The following is a 20699-nucleotide window of genomic DNA, read 5'->3' on the forward strand; positions in this document are numbered from 1 at the left end:
GTGACATGGAGGAGCTCTTAGTTGATCCTGATGAGTCGGGCCTTGAGGACGGCGAGCAGGCCGCCGTTGACGGTGACGTCCGAGGTTCCGGACACCCGCACCGACCGGCCGCCGATGCTGACCCCGGCGGTTCCGTCGATGTCCACCTGACGGCCGGACACCTTCACGGTGCCCTGTCCGGCGTCCAGCGTGATGCCGTTCTTGTCCAGGAGGACGGAGGTCAGCGGACGGTTCCGCCCCGCGTACACGGTGAGCTCGATCCGGTCCCGGCGGTCGTCCATCCGTACTTCCAGCCGCTCGTCCCCGGTCACCAGCCGCAGCCCGGAGGGGCCCGGCGCCGCCGCGTCCAGCAGCTCCACGCGGTGGCCCGAACGCGACACCACCGAGCGCCGGTTGACCTTGCCGCTGGTCTTGTCGATCAGCGGTACGTCGTGCGGTGAGGGCTGGTCCACGCCGTTGTAGAGCCCGCCGATGACGTAGGGACTGTCGAGCAGTCCCTGCTCGAACCCGACCAGCACCTCGTCGTTGACCTCGGGGCTCACCACACCGCCGCCCCCCTTGCCGCCCCACTGGACGGTGCGCACCCAGTCGGTGACGTAGGTGTCGTCGAGCCAGGGGAACTTCAGGCGTACCGCGCCGCGTTGGGAGCCGTTCGGCTCGCGTACGTCCGTCACCACGCCGATCGCCAGACCGGGGATGCGCGGGCCGCGTCCCGGCGCGTTGGCACCGGTCACCAGGCCGGTCAGGGAGCGGTCCGGGCTGGCGCTGACCCACACGGTGGTGCGGTACCCGCCGTGCGGCTCCAGGACGTGCTGCACGGCCGTCGCCGTGTACCGGCCGGAGAACGCCTGCCCCACGTTGCCGAGTGCCACCGGCTTGCCCGCCCGCAGCAGCGGGTTCCCCTCGGCCACCGCCTCCAGCTCGCCGAAACCGGCGCTGGTCTGGGCCGCCGCCGCTTTCGCGACCGCCGTCGTCTCGGCCTGCGTACGGTACGGGGTGTCGGTGACGGCCACGGCAGACTTTCCGAACCGTGCGGCGAACTGAGGGCTGAGGCCCGGCACCACCGTGTCGCTGACCACGGACGGCTGCTCGGCGACCAGCGGCCGCTTGGTGGTCACGTCCCAGCCGCGCACCTGCACCTTGGAGGCGCCGTCGGCGGCCGACAGCGAGGCCCGCAGCGCCAGCAGGTTCCGCCCGTACTCCAGGACCATCGGGTTGCGCGTGGCCGACGTGGACGGGGCGGGTGCCCCGGAGGCCTTCACGGGCTTGGTGAACTGGAGCAGCCCCTTGTCGTCGACGCGCACCTGCGCGCCGCTCTCGCCCGCGAGGAACTGCAGGAAGTCCCAGTCGGAGACGTTCGCCTGGGACAGCTGCTTGTACGTCACCGGCGCGGCCTCCACCTTCCCGACGGCCAGTCCGGCGCCGGCGGCCACCTTGCGGACGATGGCGGCGGCCGTCATGTTCCGGTATGCCACGACCTTGCGGCCGCGCTGGAGGCGGTGCGCCTTGGAGTAGGCGCGTACGACGGTGAACGAGCCGGTGCGGTCCCGGTCGATCTCCAGGGCCGTGACCTCGCCGTTGAACAGCCGCTCCCGCGCCTGCCCCTTCACGGTCATCACCGACACCCGCAGCGGGCTGCCGATGGTGACGCCGGTGGCGCGCAGGAACTCGTGGTCGGGGTCACGGTAGGTGAGTACCGCGGTGTCCGGCAGGCCCACGTTCTCGTCCACCACACAGCTCACCAGTTGCGCCGCCCAGATCTGCGGCAGTTCGCCGGGCGCCTCCACGATCGGGTCGGCCGCGAACGACCGGCCCCCGGATTCGGACGGGCTCACCGTTGCTCCTCCTCGCCGTCGCCGTACGGGTGTTCCTGCAGGGCCGGCACCACGAGCTCGGTGCCGGGGGCGAGCGCCATGGGGTCGTCGATGCCGTTGGCCTCCGCGATGGCCCGCCAGGCCGTCGCGTCGCCGTACTCGCGCCAGGCCAGCATCGCCAGACTGTCGCCCGCCACCACGATGTGCGTGCTGCGGGCGGTGCGTGCGCCGGAGGTCGGGTTCTGGCCGGCCGGGTCGACGCTCGCCTCCTCGATGGACAGCGAGCAGGTGGCCCGCAACGGCTTGCCGTCCACGTCGAAGAGCGTGTACGACACCGACAGGTTCGACAGGACCCCGTCGAACGACGTCGTCCGCGCGCTGCCCCACTCGAAACGCACCCAGGGGCTCGCCGGCTTCTTGCGGCCGAGGCTGGCCGGGGTCGGTACGCACGCCTTCATCAGCTTCTCCACCGCCTGCTCAACCGAGTTGTCGTGGGTGGCGGTGGCGTCCAGGAACACGTCCAGGCTCAGGGTGCGCGGACCGCTGCCCACGAACTCGGGCAGCGCCGACTGCCCCGCCATCCGGGACGGGGACCGCCGCCACTCGGTGGTCTTGCCCAGCTGCAGGGTCGAGGGGTTGAACTGGAGGTCGAGCTTCGCGATCGTCCCGCCGGGCTTGGCCCCGACCGAGGCGGGGGGCTCTTTGAGGGTGAGCTGGGCCCTGGCGCGGCTGGCGCGTGCCGATGAGGCCATGGCGTGGGCTCCCTTCCGGAGCGGGGTCGACGGGGTGAGGGCGAGGACGAACAGGGGGTGGGGTGCCGGGCGGTCAGGAGGGCAGCAGCCCCGTGTGGGCGATCTCCAAGGTCTCCACCGCCGCCGCGGAGTTGGCGGGGTCGAAGGACGGCCCCTGCCATCTCACCGGGACGACCCCGAACACCTGCCAGCTGATGATCCGGCTCAGGTCGGGCCGCAGGGCCACGATCTCGCCGTCCTTGGGCTCGACCCGTCGCAGCGTCTCGTCCAGCCAGCGGCCGATCTTCGCGGTGTCGGCGGTGACGGGCCGGGTGAGGGTGATGTTCGACCAGGTCACGCGGCCCGGCAGCTGCCAGGTGAAGCCGTTGTTGCCGCCCTCGGCGTAGCTCTCCATCTCGACCTCGGCGCCCATGCCGGAGCAGGTGTGGAAGGCGCCCAGGTCGTTGCCGCCGATCGCCAGCCGGAAGAACACGCTGGTCGCGAAGATGTTGTCCGTCATCGGTCCGTCGTCCGTTTCTCGTTCGTACGTGTTTCTCAGCGTGCTCAGCGTGCTCAGCGGCGGCCGTCGAAGGGCCGGCCCGCGCGTTCCCGGCCGCGCCGCAACTCGGTGCGCAGCAGGCGGGCGACCGGATCGAGCAGACGGCGTGCCAGATCGTCCAGGTCGAGGTCGCCTCCCTGCTGCTGCGGCACCGCATCGCGCGAACGCTCGTGTCGGCCGGCCGCCGTGGTTCCCTGCGCCGTGGCCGGGCGTCGGTCGCCGCGGGTCGAGGGCGCGGCGGTCTGGACACTGATCGGACCGGGGGTGCTCCGGCTGCCACCGGTGTCGCGCTGCACCGGCGGCGTGCTCGCCGGTGGCGCGGTGCCGGTCGCTGCCGGGGAGACGGCGGGGGCCGTTGTTCTGGGCCGCACCACGGGAACGGGCCGCGCCGACGACGCGGCCGCCACGGACGGCTGGACCACGAGCGGCGGCGCGTGCGGGCCCGTCACGGGCAGCGCGGTGGCCGCGACGCGAGCGGGGGCGGCCGACGTGGGCGCCGGGCGCACGGCGTGCACGGGCCGCGGGCCGTGACCCGGGAAGGCAGAAGTACGCGCCGGTGTCGGCGCGGTCGTTCCCCGTGGCCCGTCGGAGGCTCGCTGGACCTGCTGCGGTGCGGTGGACGGGGCGGGCCAGCGTGCCGCGACCACGGGACGGCTTGCCGGGCGGGGAGCCGGGGCAGCCGCGCTCCCCATGTCACGGGTGTCGAGGGGCAGGGGCCGTGCAGCCAGGAGCTGGAGGGTGCGGGGCGCGGGCGCCGCCGCGGCGTTGCGGGTGTGGTGCGGGGTTCCGCCCCGGTCGGTGACGGGGAGGGCGACGACGAGCGGGACCGGGCCGGTGCCGCGGGCCGGCGACGGCCCGTCGCTGCGCCGGGACCGGGTGGGTGTGCCGGGCCCGGCCGGGGACGGAGCGGTGCTCTGCGGGGTCGGGAGGTCCGGCGAGGTGGCGGTGGCCCGCTGGACGAGCGGGGGAGCACCGGCCGGGCCGCCGGGCGTCGGGGCCGGGGAGGTCGTTGCGGGGGTACGGCGCTGCACGTCGCCCGCGCCCAGCAGAGGCGCGTGGACGGACGGTGCCTGGGGCCGCGCGGCGTCCGTGGGCGCGGGCGCGCGCTGAACGTCGGCGGGGGAGCCGGGCCGTGCCGCTCCGGACCGGGCTGAGGGGGACGTGGGCACGGCGGCGCTCGGCGGCAGTGCGGGCAGGGGCGCCCCCAGGCCGGTGCGGACCCGTGGCGTGGACTGTCCCGAGGCCGGACGGTCGGCGGCGGGTTCTGCCTGGCGTTGGACCATGGGCATCGCCGGGGCGGGCGCGGAGTCGGATGCCGCTGCGGGGCGGCCCGACGGCGTGGCCGTGGACGGCAGTTCGGCGAGGGGGGCGCCGAGGGGTGCGCGGGTTTGCGCACGCTGCACGGCCGTCTGCGGGTCGGCCGTGGTGGTGACCGGGGCCGGACCGGGACGGTCGGCGGCGGGTTCTGCCTGGCGTTGGACCATGGGCATCGCCGGGGCGGGCGCGGAGTCGGATGCCGCTGCGGGGTGGGCCGACGGCCCGGCTGCGGCGGGCAGATCAGTCAGCGGGGCGCCGAGCGGTGCGCGGCTTCCCGCACGCTGCACGGGCGTGTCCGAGTCGGCCGGGGTCACGGCCGGGACCGGGGCCGTCTGCGCGGGTGCGGATGTCGGAGCGTAGGTGGGACGCACGACGGACACGCGGCGCCTGGGGGTGGCAGGGACCCGGGCCACGGTCAGCGCACGGCCGGCGGCGTGCGGCCGGACCACGGTGGTACGGGTGCTGCCGGAGGCCTCAGGGTCGGGCAACTCCCCGCTCGTACCGCCGTGTTGGGCGCCCACGGCCGCCGCGGCGGGCGTGGACCCCGTGGCAGCGGCGGGTGCGCCGGAATCGGACGTGCGCGCCGCGGCCCGCTGGACGGGAGCGGTGGACGCGGCAGACGGACCGGACGGAGACGTGGAGGTACGCCCGGCGGACGCTGCCCGGGCTGCCGGGGCACCTTCGGCGGATGCCCCGGGGACCACCGCGATGCGCCGGATCAGCGGGAACCGCGGAGGCGTCGGCGTGCGGCCGGGCGCGGCCGGGGACACGGCGGTGCCGCTGCCCGTCGCCTCGGCCCGCTGCACGGCGGGAGCGGGTGTGCCGAGCACGGCTGCGGAGTGCGTGGGCGTGAGGCCACGGGTACCGGGCGCCCCACCGGTCGGTGCCGGGCCCGACGCCTCCGTGCCCGACCGGACCTCCCGCGCGCCGCCACGGGCGGTGGCACGGGCGACTGCCGGGCCCGGTGCCACGCCGCCGCCTGCGGCAGAACGCGAGGGCTCGCCGCTGCGGGACGGCGATGCGGTGTTCGGCGTGGACGGGCCCGTGCCCGCCGCGGACGCGGGCGCAGACCCGGGCACGCCCGGTCCGGACACCGCCGGACCCGCCGCCGGCCCGCGCGTACCCGAGGGGCTCGCAGGGGACGACGTAGCGCTGGACGACGCGGCGCCGGACGAGGGGGCGCCGGACGAGGGGGCGCCGGACGAGGGGGCGCCGGACCGCACCCGGCGCGAGATCTGCGGGGTGTCGCGCTTCGGCGAGGTGTCGCGCTTCCGCGGTGCGCCCGGTGCGCCCGGAGCCGCGGTCCGTACCTGCTCGAACGGTTCCTCCGCCCCCGGCGCGGTGTCCGCCTCGGACGGGATCCGCAGCGCACGCAGCAGCAGCGGGCCGCCGCCGCTGTGGGTGGGGCGGGTGGTGGCGGGGCGGGCGACCCCGCGCACGAGACCGGCCGGGGCGGACGGCAGGAGGGCGTGGGCGAGCCCGGTGTCGAACGACGGATCGCGCCACGCGGCCAGGCCGGACCGGAAGGCCAGCCCGTCGCTGACGCCCATCGGTGCGCGGGACACGGTCAGTACGGGCGGCGCCGTCATGCGCCAGCCACCGTCCCAGTTGCCGGGTACGCCGACCTCCCGTGCGGCAACCGCGGACGCCGGGCCGCCGGAGGGCGCCGTCTCCCGCCGATCGGTCGCGGCGTCCGGCACGGCGGCGCGCCGACGCAGCCTGTCCCGCCATGCCATGTGTTCAACCGCCTTCATTCACACGGGTGTTGATACGAGCTATCTCGGTGACCCACTCCTGTCGCTCGCCATGGGTCAGGTCGAGGATCTCGTCGCGTTGCCAGTGGAAGTGGTAGGCGATGTACGCGATCTCCTCCCTGAGCCGGGGGAGGGCGTACGTCACGATTCCCCCAGGCGCCCACCGGAGAGGTCGACCTCGAAGCCGCCTTCGCAGTGCGGGCAGGTGACCGCCGCGCGGGTGTGCCCCTCGCTGTTGACGCGCCGGTAGAAGTCCTGGAGGAACGCGACGTCGGTCGCGTACATCCGCTCCACGATCCCGGCGTGCACGTCGGTGATCGTGCCGAGCCGGGTGATCACCTGGCTGAGCAGCACCACGCTCAGGTACGCCGGATTCTCCTTGACCCGCAGATCGATCTGCGGGCGCAGCTCGTCGCGGGCGGTGGCCAGGCGCATCGAGCCGTGCCGGTGCACGGTGCCCGCCTCGTCCACGTATCCGCGCGGCAGCTCGAACTCGAACTCGGTGCGCAGCCCGTGGTCCTCGCGCGGGGCCGCAGCGGCGGCGGCCGGGGGTGCCGCCGCCTGCTCCGGGGCCTGGGCGGGCGCCGTGACCTGGAGGATCTCCTCCAGGCTGCCCGCAGTGACCGTACGGCGCCTCATTCGACGATGATCTCCTCGAACACGATGGTCACGGACTCGGTGGCCGCGGCGGACTCGCCGGCCTTGAGGGAGGGGCCCTCCCACTTGGAGGCCCAGCCCTGCATCAGCTGGATGCGGCGGACGGTCGCACCCGTGGAGTCCTTGATCTCGATCGTGAGGTTCTGCCGAGCGGTGTCGACGGCCCCGTTGTTCAGGGTCTCCTTGATCCACTTGGTGAACTCGCTGCTCTTGTCGAGTCCCCGGGTGATCGTGACCTCGCCCGCCTGGCGGGCGCCGGGCTGCTTGCGGATGATCTGCTTGCCCTCCGCACTGACCTGGCGGACCTCGACGACCTCCTCCTCGACGGTCAGGCCGCTGATCTCCTGGATCGATTCGACCAGGTAACCACCGAGCTGTACGCCGAAGATATGAGTGGAAAGAGCATCGCCCTCTGCCATGACTGTCCTTCACCTTTCCTTGCTGTTGCGGCTGTCACTCGTCGACGAGGCTGGTGCTGTCGGAGAACTGGGCCAGCCGGAACACCACGAACTCGGCGGGCTTGACCGGCGAGACACCGATCTCGCAGACCACGCGGCCCTGGTCGATCGACTCCTGCGGGTTGTTGTCCCGGTCGCACTTGACGTAGAACGCCTCCGCCGCTGTGCGGCCGAACAGCGCGCCACGACGCCACTCCTCGGTGAGGAACGCGGTGACGTTGCGCCGGATGCTCGACCAGAGCCGGTCGTCGTTCGGCTCGAAGACCACCCACTGGGTGCCCAGGAGGATGGACTCCTCCAGGTAGTTGAACAGGCGGCGCACGTTCAGGTAGCGCCAGGCCGGATCGGAGGAGAGGGTGCGGGCGCCCCAGATCCGGATGCCCCGGCCGGGGAAGGCCCGTACGCAGTTCACGCCGATCGGGTTGAGCAGGTCCTGCTCGCCCTTGCTCAGGCGCAGTTCCAGGTCCACCGCACCGCGGATCACCTCGTTGGCGGGAGCCTTGTGCACACCGCGCTCGGCGTCGCTACGCGCCCACACACCGGCGATGTGGCCGCTCGGCGGGACGGTCGTGTTGCGCCCGGCGGCCGGGTCGAAGACCCGCACCCACGGGTAGTAGAGGGTGGCGTAGCGGGAGTCGTAGCCCGCCTCGTTGTTGCGCCAGGTACGCACCTGCTGCGCGGAGAGCCCGGGCGGGGTGTCCAGGACGGCCACCCGGTCGCCCATCTGCTCGCAGTGCGAGATCACCGCGAGCTGCACGGTGCGTACGCCTTCGGCGTCGATGTCGCCGCGCTGGTAGGCGCTCATCAGGTCCGGCACCGCGACCATGGTGATCTCGTCGATGGTCTCCAGGCCGGCAAACCCGGTACGGGCGGCCGCGTCACCGACGTACTCGGCCGGGTCGAGCCGGGACACCTCGCCCTGGCCGGCCGGAGCGGGCCCGTCCGGGGCGTCGGGCAGGGCCACGGTCTGGGTGGCGGGCCGGGTCTGGATGGCGCCACGCTGCTCGGTGACCTCGATCAGCTTCGAGGCGCGGGCCTGGGTGACGAGGTAGCCCTTGACGTTCTTGCGGGCGGACACCTCGTAGGTTTCGGCCACCTGCTCGCCCTGGCGGACCAGGACCTTGAAGCGGTCCTCGGGCGGGTTCTCGCCGTCCGCGTCGGCGATCTCCACGGACACGCCGGTGACACCTGGCCGGGCCGCGACCAGGAAGCCGCCGAGCTCGGCCGGCTCCACCGCGCGGGTCTGGGGGCGGCCGCCCGCGGCGGCCGGGGCGGAGGCGTCCTGGCCGGACCCGCCGATGCGGACGACGTACGCGGCGCCGCCGCCGTTGGCGAAGTACCCGTAGACCGCGTGGGCCAGATAGGTGCCCTCGGTGAAGCCGCCGAAGTGCTGGCTGTACTGGTCCCAGTTGGTGACCAGCGTGGGCTCGTGGAACGGGCCGCTCTGGGCGAACCCGACGAACGCGGCGACGGCGGTGCCGACCCCTTCGATCGGGCGAGCACCGGACTGCACCTCCTCCACGTACACGCCCGGGGTGAGGTACGTCGGCATGCTCGCTCCTTCGCTCTGGCTGTGCTGTGCTGCGTTGCGCTGCGCTGTGCTGCATTTCAGGTCTGTCCACAGCCTTTCCGGCGGCCGTCGCCGGCGGCAGGGGCGTTCGGACCTGGCCGGGGGCAAGTGCGCTGCCCTCCCGGTCGCCCCCGCCGGACCTGCCAGGCAGCACACCCGGCCCGTCCGCCGCCGCCCGGCTCACACGTGCGTGACCTGGTCCACGTACGGTCCGAACTCGCCCTCCAGGAGCAGGCGGCCGAGCTTGCGGTACTCCTGGGCGACCGCCGTCACCACCTGGGGCATGGTCAGCGGCTCGCCCGATGCGGCCGCGGAGTAGGCGGCGGTCACCGCGCAGGCCCGGATCGAGCCTCCGGCCAGTTCGAACCGGTCCGCGCAGAAGGCGAGATCGAGGTCGCCGGCCCGGGGCAGCCGGTCGCCCAGGCACCGCTCCCACAGGGCCAGGCGCTGGGTGGCGTCGGGCACGGGGAAGTCCGCGATCACGTCCAGGCGGCGGGTGAACGCCTCGTCGAGGTTGGCCCGCAGGTTGGTGGTCAGGATGGCGATGCCGTCGAAGGACTCCATCCGCTGGAGCAGGTAGGCCGACTCCATGTTGGCGTGCTTGTCGTGGGCGTCCTTGACCTCCGAGCGCTTGCCGAAGATCGCGTCGGCCTCGTCGAACAGCAGCACCGCGTTGACGGCCGACGCCTCGGTGAAGATCCGCTCCAGGTTCTTCTCGGTCTCGCCGACGTACTTGTCGACGACCGTGGACAGGTCCACCACGTACAGGTCCATGCCCAGATCGGCGGCCACGACCTCGGCGGACATGGTCTTGCCGGTGCCGGAGGAACCCGCGAACAGCGCGATCACCCCGCGCCCGCGCCCGCCACCCGGCCGCATGCCCCACTGCCCGAGCACCTGGTCGCGGTGGCGGGCGCGTACGGCGAGTTCGCGCAGGCTGCGGTGGGTGGGGGCGGGCAGCACCAGGTCGTCCCAGCCCACCGCGGGCTCCACCCGGCGGGCGAGGCGGGCGAGCCCCGCGCCGTTCTGGGCCCGTACGGCGGTGCGCAGGTCGCCGGGGGAGACCGGGCGGCCGTCGAGCGAGGCCGTGCGCACCGCGGTGTCGGCGGCGCGGCGCAGCTGCCCGGCGTCGAGCCGGTGCGCGGACACCGAGCGGGCGAGGGCGTCGGCGTCCCCTGCCGCGCCGTGCTCCCCGGCGGCCCGCTCCAGCGCGTGCCGCCAGCGGGTGACGTGCCGGCCGGGGTCGGGGGCCGCCACCGTCAGGGTGACGGGGGTGTCGGCCGCCCAGGCGGGCTCCCAGCCGCCCGTCCCGTACGTGAACAGGGGGATGCCGCGCAGCACCGTGCACAGCGTGCGCAGGACGCGGGCCCGCTCATCGGGCTTGTCGGGCAGTTCCTCCAGCGGCCCGAGCAGTACCCCGGCGCCCGTCAGGCCGGCCTCGCGGGCGGCGGCGCGGGCGAGTTCGGGCACGGTACGGGCGTGGTGGGCCAGCGCCGCCGCGTCCAGGGCCAGGGGGCTCAGCCCGCACGCGCGCAGCGCGGCGGCGGCCAGGCCGACGGGATCGCCGCCGCGGGTCCGCAGGTGGACGTGGCCGGTGCCGCTGCCGGCCGCGGCGACGGCCCGGTGCAGCTCGGCCGGGTCGACGGCCGGGTCGTCGGCGGCCTCGCCGAGCACGTCGGCCAGCCGCGGGTCGGGCGAGGTGTCGCCCAGGAGGTGGGCGGTGACCCGGTCCGGGACGGCCAGCACCCGGGACAGGGGCGGCCGTTCGGGCTCGGTGACCTCCAGCAGACCGCCCGCGACGAGCGGCGCGGTGGGGGAGAGCCGGAACCGCGCGGCCGCCGCCCCGGTGCGGCCGCACAGTTCGAGGGCGAGGCCGACGGTGGGCCGACGGCGGGTCAGGTCGTCGTTGAGGTAGCCGTAGAGCTGTTCGAAGCGGGCGTCCAGGTCGGGCGCCAGGGCGACCAGGAGCAGGTCCAGGTCGAGCGGCGTCAGCGCGAAGCGCGTGGCGAGGACCTCGAGCGGCGAGCCGGGCGGGGGGCCGGCCGGTGCGAGCGCGGGCAGGCCGGGGTCGTGCCGGGCGTCCAGGATGCGGGCGACCGCATCGGGGGTGAGGTACTGGCCCCGGTAGGGGTCGTCCGGGTCGGGATCGACGGCGCGCCGCAGCGCCACGGCCTGGCGCACCCGCTCCTCGACGATCTGGAGCCGTGTCCAGAGGTACGGGGTCGTGTCGGCCGGGGTCGCGGGCGCGGCCATCGGCTGGATGGTCTGCGTCACGGCTGCCGTTCTCCTCGTCGGCGGCGCGCGGGAGCCTTCGGCCGTTCCCGGGAGCCGCCGAAGCCCTCCGGTCCCGGCTCGCCCAGCTCGACGTAGCGCAACCGGCGCGCGTTGTCGGTCTCGTCGGGCTCGGCCTGCGGTACGGAGCGCACGACGAGCCCCTCGGTGACCGGCGGGGCCGTGACCCTGCTGATGCCTGCCAGCGGTGCCTTCACGCGCAGCCCCAGCGACGGCTTCAGCTCGCCGCCCAGCGCCGACCACACGTCGGAGGCGGCCGGTGCGTCCATCCCGGTGCCCCCCGCGTCCACGTCCACGAGCAGGCCGAGTTCGGCGAGCGTGCCACCGAGCAGCCGCGGGGGCAGCGTGTCGGTGGACACGAGGACGGCCAGTACCTGGGAGAGCAGCCGGTGCTCGTCCTGCGGTCTGCTCGCCCACGCGGTGACCAGGTACGTCAGCTCGAACCAGCGGGGCGGGGTGCGGCGCGCGACGACGAACCCGTCCGCGTCGTACACCTCGCCCGCGCCGCTGCCGCGCCGGGTGTGGTCCTCGCGGATGTCGTACAGGAACACGCAGACCGTGGGCGCGCTGCGGCGCGCCGCCCAGTCACGCGTCGGCGCGTCGAACACCACCTCGACGCCCGACGCCTCCAGACCGGACTCCGCCAGCAGCCGGCGCAGCCCCTCGTCGACCTCGTGGATCACCGGCGGGTCACCTCGCCCGGCGGCTGCACGGTGCCGTTGACCACGAGGAAGTCGGTCTGCACCGGGGAGAAGCCGGGGCCGCTCGCGATGATGACGCGGGGGCCGGTCTGGTCCTTGGCGAGGATCAGCAGCTGGCCGATGAACGTGCCGTCGGGCCGCGGGACGGTCGGTGCCGCCGCCGCCGTGATGCCCGGCTTCCACGTGAACCGCACCGGCACGCCGGGCGGGAAGTCCTCGCCGCGCACCGAGGTGACGAAGCCGGGCTTGCCGATCGGCGGCACGGCGACGATGCGCGGCTGGAGGATGCGCAGCTGCTGCTCGGCGGTGTTGTCGCCGGGGTCGGCGTCGGTGCCGGTCGTGGTGAGGTTGCCGGTCACCCGGCCGGTGAGCGCCTTGTCGGGGTTGAGGACGACCTGGAGGACGGTCCGGGCGCCCGGTGCCAGGTCTGGCAGCGCGCACACCCAGGTCTGGTCGCAGCCCGGCGGGGGCCCGTTGTGGGGCACGCCTTCGGGGAGGCCGATGCGCAGCCGCAGGCCGGTGGCCAGGGCGTTGCGGCCGTTGCGGACCGTGTACGTGATGACGACGCGGCCGCCCACGTAGCCGGGGTTGGGCTGCGCGGTGACGCGCACTCCGGGGCCCGCCGCGGGTGCGGGCGGCTCAGGCTGCGGCGCGGGCGTCGTCGGGGTCGGAGTCGTCGGGGTCGGAGTCGTCGGGGTCGGCGTCGGCGGGGTGGGGGTCGGCTTCGGGGGTACGGGTGCCTCGCGTACCGGCACCACGGTCCGGTCGGCGTTGTCGCTGGGACGGGGGTCGAGGACGGTGCCGGTGACCGACCAGTTCACGGGCTGGTCGCCGGGGGTGACGCCGGTGAGGGTGACGGTCACCGGGACGGTGGTGCCGGGGGGCACCACGCCCAGGGCGCAGGTCAGTGTCGCCGGGTCACAGGTGGCGCCGGGTGCGGTGAGCGCGGTGACGCTCACGCCGGGCGGGGGCGCGACGGTCAGCCGGGTGCCGGGTGAGGCCGCCGGGCCGTGGTTGACGACGTCGACCCGGACGGTGGCGGAGCCGCCGACGGTGAGCGGCGCGGCCTTGTCCGGTGCCTGGACCGCGAGGTCCACGGACTGCTGCACGCTGGGTTCCTTCTGGCGGCCCGGCAGGCCGGTGACGAGCAGGTTGTGGGCGCCGGAGGCCACGTCCACCAGTTTCAGCTTCTCCGGGCTATTGGGGGCGCGGGAGCCGCGGGCGCTGAGTACCAGGCTCTTGCCGTCGGCGGTCCAGGCGGCGTCGCGAGGCTGGAAGGGTCCCTTGTCCGTGGGTTCGGGCAGTTCCCGGCCGCAGGCTCCGGGGACGTCGCGGGCGGCGTCGGGCAGCAGGACCCGGCAGGTGCCGCCCGCCGTTGCGGCGAGCAGGATGCCGCTGCGCTCGTCGACGCGGCCGCCGCCGTTCTTGCGGTTGAAGGCAAGGGTGGCGCCGTCCGGTGAGAAGGCCGGGCTGTCGTCGATGACTTCGCAGGCACCGAAGCAGACGGTGGCGCTCAGGTCGCGCTGCTGGTCGAGCCGGTTCACGGGCACGGTCCAGATGTGCTTGTTGCCGCCGCCGCCGTTGATCACGAGGTTGCGGGTGAAGGCCAGGGTCGTGCCGTCGGAGGACCACGTGGGCTGGGCGTCGCCGCCCTTCGGCTGGCCCGCGGGCGGGGTGACCTCCCCGCGGATCGCGCCGGTGGTGGCGTCCGCGATCAGGATGCGCGACGGGCCCGCGGCGCCGCCGGGCGAGGTCCGGGTGAAGGCGAGGGACTTGCCGTCGGGGGAGAACGTCGGGTCGGTGTCCCGGTCCTTGGGGCCGCGGCCGGCGAGCGGCAGGGGCGCCGCGCGGGAGCCGTCGGCGTCCGCGATCCAGATCCGTTCGATCCGGCCGTCGGGCGTGTCCTCGAAGCGGGTCACCACGATCCTGCGCCCGTCGGGCGTGTAGTTCTGCCGCTCGGTCCACGGGTCGAACCCGGGGGCGGGCTGGAACAGCGGGTCCTTGGTGGGGTCGGTGTTGGTGTCGGCCGCCGGGTCCTCCTTGAGGATGGTCAGGCCGAGGTCACGGGGGTCGGAGCCGTCCATCCGGGCGTCCTGCAGGGTCACCACGTGCGGCCCGGCGGCCGAGGTGCGCTCGACCACCACGCCGCCGCCGTTCAGCGGACCGAGCCAGGTGGGCGGGCCGACCTCGCGGTCCTCGCTGAGCACCACCTGGGGGGTGTTCGCCGAGTGCGCGGGTACCCGGAAGACGTGGTCCCAGTCGCCCTCGCAGTCACAGGTGCGGTCCGGGCTGAGGAAGAGCACTCCGTCCCCGTCGGGCAGCCACGCTGCCCCGCGGGTACGCCAGCCAGCCTGGGCGCCCGCCAGCAGCGGCCCGTCGCCGCGCCCGTCGGTCCACCGCAGACGGGGCCCGGCGGATCCGGTGGCGGTGTAGGCGATGACGTCCCGGTTCGCCGCGACGTCCTTCGGGTTCCACACGGGCTCGGTGGCCGCGCCGTTGGCGGGGTCGGTGACGCGGGTGGCGGCGCCGCCCCGCAGGGGGCGTACGTAGACCTGCCGTCCGGCGGCCCGGTCCTCGTCGCTGGAGTACGCCAGGCGCCCGCCCTCCGGCGAGACCGTGGGGTGCTCCTCGTTCGCGGGGGTGTCGGTCAGCCGGGTGAGGCGGGTGCCGTCGGTGCGCACCTGCCACAGGTCGCGCTGGGTGCCACCGGACCCGGCGGGCGGCGCCGAGTCGAAGACGACCGTCCGGCCGTCGGGGGTCAGCCGGGGGTTCGCCACGTCGAGGCCGCTGGTCAGGCGGCGCACCGAATCGTCCGCGGACCGCAGGTAGACCTGCGGGGTCCGCTCGTCGCGGCGACTGGCGAAGACCAACTGGTCGCCCAACGCGGCCGGCTGGAGGTCCTGGTGGGCCGGTCCCTCGCCGAACAGCGGGGTGCTGGACGTGCCGGTCGCCACCCCGCCCAGGCTGCGGTGCCGCGTACCGGCGTACGCGACCCGGCTGTCACCGGCGTCGGCCGCGAGGGTGCGTGCCTCGGCGTTGCCGGGGCCGGTGGCCGCCGTCACCGCGAGCAGGGGGACCACCAGCAGCAGCGACGCGCCGACTCTCCCCCAGCGGGGTTGCCGACCGCCGGATCCACCCGTGCCCATCAGGGTCCACCTCACCGTCCGGTGCAGCATCTACGTATGACCCCTCCACCCTGCGGCCCCGCACGTGCGGACCGGCAGGGCCGCGGGGCCGGACCCGGGGGAAGCACCGGGTGCGCTTTCGGGCAGTGGCGGCGGGGCCCGCCCGCCCGCCCGGCCGGCTGCCAGGCCCGCCGTGCGGTCAGATCAGCCCGTTGCGCAGGGCGTAGCCGACCGCATGCGTGCGGTTGCGCAGTTGCAGCCGGGTGATGACCTCGTGCAGCACGTTCTTGACGGTCCGTTCGGAGTACGAGGTCTTGTGCGCGATCTCCGAGGTGTCCAGGCCCTCTGACACCAGGCGCAGCATGTCCGCCTCGCGCGGGGTCAGCGTGGACAGGGACACCGCGCGCGGGTCGAGCGCCGAACGCTGGAGACTGCCGACGTGGTCGAGGAGCTTCGCGAGCAGGTCACCGGGCAGCACGCCCTCGCCGTTCGCTATCGCCAGGACCAGCCGCAGGAGCCGGTCCTGGTCCGCCTCGGAGCGTCGCAGCACCGCGGTGACCCCGCAATCGATGGCGCGCTGGAGCGCGTCCCCGGATTCGAACGTGCCGACCACGAGCCCGGTGCGCGTGTCGGAGTTGTGCCGCAGCCGGTACAGCAGGGCGGCCGTCTCCTCGTCCACGCTGTCCACGGTCACGAGCGACACCTGCGCGCCGTCGGCGCCGGAGTCGTCGACGAGCTCGATCTCCGGTCGCTGGCGCAGCTGGTGGACGACCCCGACGCGCAGGATCGGGTCAGATGCGTACACGGCCACGGTGACCCGTTGGCCGGCGCCGGATGAGGGGGCGGGTCCGTTGTTCTCAGGCTGGGGCATGTGTCGTACCTGTTCCGTGATGCGTACGTCGGGACGCGGATGGGGAGGGATGGTCAACAGGGGTCAACAGGTGTTTGGGTGCGAGGAGTTGAGGACAGTCCGCGGGGGCATCGGGGCTGCCCGGAGCGTTGCCCTCACGCCCTTGGAAGTGGCCGGGGCGTCGCCCTAGCGTCGAGGGGTGATATCCCCAGCAGCCTCTTCCAGCCCTGGCGCGCCCGACCTCGACATCCCGCCGGTATCGGTGACGCCGGGCGGTACCGCATCCACCAGCCTGACCGTCCGCAACGACAGCGACATCGTCGAGGCGTACCGCCTGGAGGTCGTCGGCGACTGCGCTGCGTGGACCACGGTGGAACCCGAGCGCGTCTCCCTCTACCCCGGCACCTCGGAAACGGTGACGATCCACCTGGCCCCGCCGCGTTCGTCGCAGGTGAGGGCGGGTGATGTGCCGCTCGCCGTGCGCGTGCTGCCCACCGAGCACCCCGAGTCCGTGCGGGTCCCCGAGACCACCGTGCACATCGAGGAGTTCCGGGAACTCCGCGCAGAGAGCGCTCCCAAACGCCGCCGCGGCTGGCTGCGAGGGCGCTATCGACTGGCCGTGCGCAACGAGGGCAACGCCCCCGTACGGCTCGGATTCACGCCCGCGCAGCCGGGTGAGGAGCTGAAGTTCGACTTCGCTCCCGCGGCACTGAAGCTGGAACCGGGGGAGTCGGCGGAGGTGGTGCTGAAGGTCCGCACCGGCAAGCCGGTGTGGTTCGGATCCCCGGTCACCTGGCCGTTCACCGTCGAGGTGGCCGAAACGGGTGAGGGTGACGGCGAGGACGGCAAGGAGCGGCAGGAGCCGGGCGCCGTCCGGGCCCCGCTCGAGGTGGAGTTCGTCCAGATCCCGATCTTCCCGACCTGGCTGCTCGCGGTACTGGCCGCGCTGCTCGCGCTGCTGCTCGCCTGGTTCATGCTGGTGCGCCCGGCCGTGCGCAGCACGGCCAAGGAGGCCGCCGACCAGGCGGTCCAGAACAGGCCCGCGCCCGCTGCGGACGCGAACGGGCAGATCCCGGGGGCCGGCGGCGGCAACCAGCCGGGCGGCGGAGGCAAGAGCCCCCAGCCCGGGACGGGCGGTGGCGGTGCGGGAGCCGGGGCGGGTGCCGGAGCCGGGTCCGGGTCCGGCGGCGGCGGCGCCGGAGGGCAGCAGAGCTCGGCCACCATCGACCTGCAGACGGGCGGCGGGCAGACCGAGACCGGCGCCTACACGGTGCCCGCTGGCAAGGCGTTCGGGATCACGGACATCGTTGTCGCCAACTTCCAGGGCGACGAGGGGGTGGTGACCATCAGCTTCGGTGACCGCAAGATCACCACGATCGCGCTGGAGACGTTCCGCAACCAGGACTACCACTGGGTCACCCCCATCAGCATCACCGAAAGTCAGACTGTGACCGTCCAGGTGACCTGCGCGAAGCCGGGCACCCCTGCCACCGGTCGGCAGGCGCAGGAGTGCCACGAGGTGCTCAACGTGAGCGGTGTGCTGAGCGACCTCAGGTGACCCAAGCGGAACAGCCATCGTCGGTCAGGTCGTGCGGCAGGGCAAAGGGCGCCTTTGCCGCATCGTCCGGAAATCGGTACTCCGGCGACCGTTCAGGTGCCCGTTCTTCGACCGTACGTTCTCATCCCGGCGGCCCCAGAGCAGTGAACTCGGGGCCGCTGGGCAAGAGTTGACCGAGCCAGAAAAGATGGCTTGATCTCGACTAGGTCCTGGGCTCCGGTCAGTGCGTGGGGACTCCCACCTTCTGACCGGAGGCCAGGAGCACCTCGGCGGCGCTGAGGTCGACCGTGTTCGGCAGCATCGCCTGCGGCCGCAGCAGGTCCTTGAGGAGAAAACGCATCAGATCGGCGCCGGACATCGCCTTGAGCCGGTCCGCGAGCTGCGGGTTCACCTCTCCGAGGCGCTGGATCTCCACGACCGCCCGCTCCACCAGACCCGGCACGATGTCCCGGCCCATCAGGGTGTTGGACCGCAGCCGCTCCGGATGGACCTGCTCCTGCGTGCCGGAACCGTAGGTCATGGTGCTGTGCGGGTCCGACAGCGCCTGGGTCGTGGTGAAGAGGACCTGCGTCCTGCGCTCCGGGTCCTTCTCGTTCTGCATCGCCTCCATGACCTGCTCCATGTCCAGCGAGTCGGCCGCCGCCCCCGCCCCGATGTCGAACTTCCGCACCGGCAGGGAGAACTCGGGCGAGAAGCTCTCCTCGCGGGTCCCCAGCCTGCCCTGCGTCTGCGCCGGGTCCTCGGGCTTGGCGCGCACGGTGGGGTACTCGCGCTGCGCGAAGTCGCTGAGCATCAGCCAGCCCTCGTTCATCAGGGGGGATTTGGCGAGGGGGATCTGGATCCGGGCCGGCTCATCGCCGCCGAACCGCGTCTCGCGGAACGGGCTGTCCTTCACTTCCAGGAAGAAGAAGACGAAGCCCTCGTTGGCCAGGACGTGCTTGTCGTACGCCTCCGAGTTGTTCGGCGCGTCGGGGTTCGCCCTGAGTAGCTCGGTCTTGGACTTCATCTGGTTCTGGGCGAGCATCGTCTCGGCCCGTGACCTGCCCGTGTAGTGGCACAGCACGCTCTGCTGGAGCTCGGCCGTCAGCTTGGTCTTCACGTCGGCGACCCAGTTCCGGTCACCCCGGCCGTCGGCGATCTCCTTGGTCATCCCGGCCCGGTTGAGCTCCGACAGTTCGCGGAAGTAGCTGGCCCCGTGCATCTGGAACGCGGCCGCGCTGTCGGCCCACTGCTCCTGCTGCCACAGCATGCCCTTTTCGGTCATCGCCTCGAACGGCTCCCGCGCCGCGTCGGGGAACTCGTTGTCGCGGACGAGCTGGTCGTTCACCAGCACCAGCTCGTCCTTGACGACCTTGAGCGCGGCGGACAGCCAGGGCTTGACGGCCGCGGCCGCGTCCTCCTCGGCCGGGGCGAACTCCTGCGTGAGGTCCGTCAGCGCCATCATGCAGTGCATGGGGTCGCGGTTGGGATCGTTGTCGTATGCGGCGATGCCCGCCCGCACCCGCGCCACCAGGTCGTCCGGCGGCGCCTGCATCGTGCGGGTCTTCGCCATGAACCGGCCGAACATCCCTCCGGCACGCGGCGGGTCGGCCGGCAGCGTGGAGCCGAGCTCCTCGGGCCCTTTGCGCTGGACGACGGCCCGCTCACCGGACACCGGCGCGTGCGTGCCGTGCCCCTCGCAGGCGGCACGCTGTACGTCGGGTGCGGGCGCGGCCATGACCCGGCTCGCGTTGGCCTCGGCCTCCCGCTCGAAGCGGTCGCCGGGGTCGCTGACCCGCAGCCCGTGGCCTGTGTCCGTGCCCGCGACCGGCCCCTGCCGCTGCTGGATGACATGGGTGAGCTCGTGGGCGAGGGTGTGCTTGTCCTTCCCGCCGTCCGTGACGACCACATGGCTGCCCGAGGTGTACGCCCGGGCCCCGATCTCGGCCGCGGACCGCTGCGCGAGGGGATCGGAGTGGACCCGTACGTCGGAGAAGTCGGCGCCGAGCCGGTTCTCCATCTCCTCGCGCAGGGGTGCGTCGAGCGGCCGCCCGGGCGACCGGAGCACCTGGTGCGCGGTCGCCCGCTGGACCGGTGCGTCCTCATGCCCGGGGCCGGCGCTGTGGCCCGCCGCGAGCATGCGCGCCACCGCCGCGTTGCCGACGGACCGCTGGAGCGCCGACAGCGTCGCCGCCGCGGGAGCGGCGGAGGCCCGCTCCTCGCCCGGACGCGCCTGCCGGGACGGGGCCGAGCTGTCCTTGGAGGCATCGGCTGTTGTCTTGTCGCGGGCGGGGATACGCATGGGGCATGCCTTTCGGGGATGCGGCGGGACGTACACCTGCTTACCCGCGAAAGCCGTCTGGGGACATGTCCCTTCGGGCAGACCTGGGGGAACACCCCGCTGCTCCCGCCGCGCCACCACCCGCTGCGTGGGCACGAGGCCCGAACGGCGTTGCACCCTGGAGGCCGTCTGCCGCGTTCAGGGCCTTGCCGCCAGGCATGCTCGCCGAGGCTCAGGGAGTGGGTGAAGCGGGGCATGGCGCAGTGTCATGGAAGTGACCTGACCTGAGTTGGAGGATGGTCGAGAAAGAGCACTCTGGCGCTCCAGATCGCGCACAACCGTGACGCGCGGGGACTCCAGGGCGTGATCTTCACTCGTGACGACCGGGCGGGCGAGGGCAAGCTGTCGTCGCGGCTGGGTCTGGTGACGGAGGCGGTCGAGGCGCCGGAGGGCATGGATCTGTACGCGTATCTGGTCGCCCAGCTGTCGAAGGGCGGCAGGGCGGACTACGTGATCGTGGACGAGGCCCAGTTCCTCGCCCCCGAGCAGATCGACCAGCTCGCGCGCATCGTGGACGACCTCGGCCTGGACGTCTTCGCCTTCGGTATCACCACGGACTTCCGCACCAAACTCTTCCCCGGCTCGCAGCGCCTGATCGAGCTGGCGGACCGCCTGGAGCAGCTCCAGGTGGAGGCCCTGTGCTGGTGCGGGGCCCGCGCCACGCACAACGCCCGTACGGTGGGCGGGGAGATGGTGGTCGAGGGCGCCCAGGTGGTGGTCGGCGACGTGAACCGTCCGGCGGAGGAGATCGGTTACGAGGTCCTCTGCCGCCGCCACCACCGCCGCCGCATGACCTCGGCCGCGGCCCAGGCCGGCGCCCTCTCCCCGGACGTCCTCCCGGTCAACCACGCCTGACGGGCCGGTCCGTGTCCGTTCATCCGGGCGCGATGGGCCGGGTGCCGAAGCCCACCTGGCCGCGGACGGCGGAGCGCCCCGTGCCGAGGGCCGGCAGCATCCACGACACAGACCGGTCCGAGCCCGAGGAGCCGCAGG

The 20699-nt window shown here is 73.7% G+C and carries 14 protein-coding genes and 1 pseudogene; 2 read left to right on the plus strand and 13 right to left on the minus strand.

Features of this window, described 5'->3' with window-relative positions:
- Positions 1–17: 17 nt before the first annotated feature.
- From ACFY0D_RS14220 to ACFY0D_RS14275, 12 genes are all read right to left on the minus strand, one after another.
- Complete coding sequence (locus ACFY0D_RS14220) at positions 18–1835, minus strand: VgrG-related protein (protein ID WP_390798608.1); 1818 nt, start codon at positions 1833–1835, stop codon at positions 18–20.
- Positions 1832–2566: a LysM peptidoglycan-binding domain-containing protein gene (locus ACFY0D_RS14225; RefSeq protein ID WP_383509427.1), complete on the minus strand. Its 735-nt coding sequence runs from the start codon at positions 2564–2566 to the stop codon at positions 1832–1834. The genes ACFY0D_RS14220 and ACFY0D_RS14225 overlap by 4 nt, the downstream gene beginning before the upstream one ends.
- Before the next feature lie 73 nt (positions 2567–2639).
- Positions 2640–3065 (minus strand): phage tail protein, encoded by a 426-nt coding sequence (locus ACFY0D_RS14230; RefSeq protein WP_390798609.1) that lies wholly within the window; start codon positions 3063–3065, stop codon positions 2640–2642.
- Between the two features lie 53 nt (positions 3066–3118).
- Positions 3119–6157, minus strand: coding sequence for a hypothetical protein (locus ACFY0D_RS14235; RefSeq protein WP_390798610.1), 3039 nt, complete (start codon positions 6155–6157; stop codon positions 3119–3121).
- Between the two features lie 4 nt (positions 6158–6161).
- Positions 6162–6320: a DUF6760 family protein gene (locus ACFY0D_RS14240; RefSeq protein WP_167739575.1), complete on the minus strand. Its 159-nt coding sequence runs from the start codon at positions 6318–6320 to the stop codon at positions 6162–6164.
- On the minus strand, positions 6317–6814 hold the full coding sequence (locus ACFY0D_RS14245; RefSeq protein ID WP_390798611.1) for a hypothetical protein: 498 nt from the start codon (positions 6812–6814) through the stop codon (positions 6317–6319). Before ACFY0D_RS14245 ends, ACFY0D_RS14240 begins: the two co-directional genes overlap by 4 nt.
- Positions 6811–7251: a phage tail protein gene (locus ACFY0D_RS14250; protein WP_030388073.1), complete on the minus strand. Its 441-nt coding sequence runs from the start codon at positions 7249–7251 to the stop codon at positions 6811–6813. Before ACFY0D_RS14250 ends, ACFY0D_RS14245 begins: the two co-directional genes overlap by 4 nt.
- 34 nt (positions 7252–7285) lie before the next feature.
- Positions 7286–8842: a phage tail sheath family protein gene (locus ACFY0D_RS14255; protein WP_390798612.1), complete on the minus strand. Its 1557-nt coding sequence runs from the start codon at positions 8840–8842 to the stop codon at positions 7286–7288.
- Positions 8843–9040: 198 nt separating this feature from the next.
- Entirely contained in the window at positions 9041–11113 is a 2073-nt protein-coding gene (locus ACFY0D_RS14260) for an ATP-binding protein (RefSeq protein ID WP_390798812.1), read from the minus strand.
- 17 nt (positions 11114–11130) lie between these two features.
- The gene (locus ACFY0D_RS14265; protein WP_390798613.1) at positions 11131–11835 is read right to left on the minus strand and encodes a DUF4255 domain-containing protein; all 705 of its coding nucleotides are present in this window, start codon (positions 11833–11835) and stop codon (positions 11131–11133) included.
- Positions 11832–14999 carry a hypothetical protein gene (locus ACFY0D_RS14270; protein ID WP_390798614.1) on the minus strand — a complete coding sequence of 1056 codons (3168 nt, stop codon included), beginning with the start codon at positions 14997–14999 and terminating at the stop codon, positions 11832–11834. Before ACFY0D_RS14270 ends, ACFY0D_RS14265 begins: the two co-directional genes overlap by 4 nt.
- Before the next feature lie 178 nt (positions 15000–15177).
- Positions 15178–15849 carry a LuxR C-terminal-related transcriptional regulator gene (locus ACFY0D_RS14275; protein ID WP_390798615.1) on the minus strand — a complete coding sequence of 224 codons (672 nt, stop codon included), beginning with the start codon at positions 15847–15849 and terminating at the stop codon, positions 15178–15180.
- 178 nt (positions 15850–16027) lie between these two features.
- On the opposite strand from ACFY0D_RS14275, the gene ACFY0D_RS14280 reads away from it, so the two are divergent.
- On the plus strand, positions 16028–17386 hold the full coding sequence (locus ACFY0D_RS14280; RefSeq protein WP_390798616.1) for a hydrolytic protein: 1359 nt from the start codon (positions 16028–16030) through the stop codon (positions 17384–17386).
- Between the two features lie 220 nt (positions 17387–17606).
- On the opposite strand, the gene ACFY0D_RS14285 is transcribed toward ACFY0D_RS14280, so the two are convergent.
- Positions 17607–19667, minus strand: coding sequence for a DUF4157 domain-containing protein (locus ACFY0D_RS14285; protein ID WP_390798617.1), 2061 nt, complete (start codon positions 19665–19667; stop codon positions 17607–17609).
- A 285-nt stretch (positions 19668–19952) separates the two neighbouring features.
- On the opposite strand from ACFY0D_RS14285, the pseudogene ACFY0D_RS14290 reads away from it, so the two are divergent.
- Positions 19953–20561 (plus strand): annotated as a pseudogene (locus ACFY0D_RS14290) (thymidine kinase); the annotation flags it as partial.
- Positions 20562–20699 lie beyond the last annotated feature (138 nt).

This window comes from Streptomyces sp. NPDC001502 (assembly GCF_042894785.1).
GTDB classification, from domain to species: domain Bacteria; phylum Actinomycetota; class Actinomycetes; order Streptomycetales; family Streptomycetaceae; genus Streptomyces; species Streptomyces kutzneri.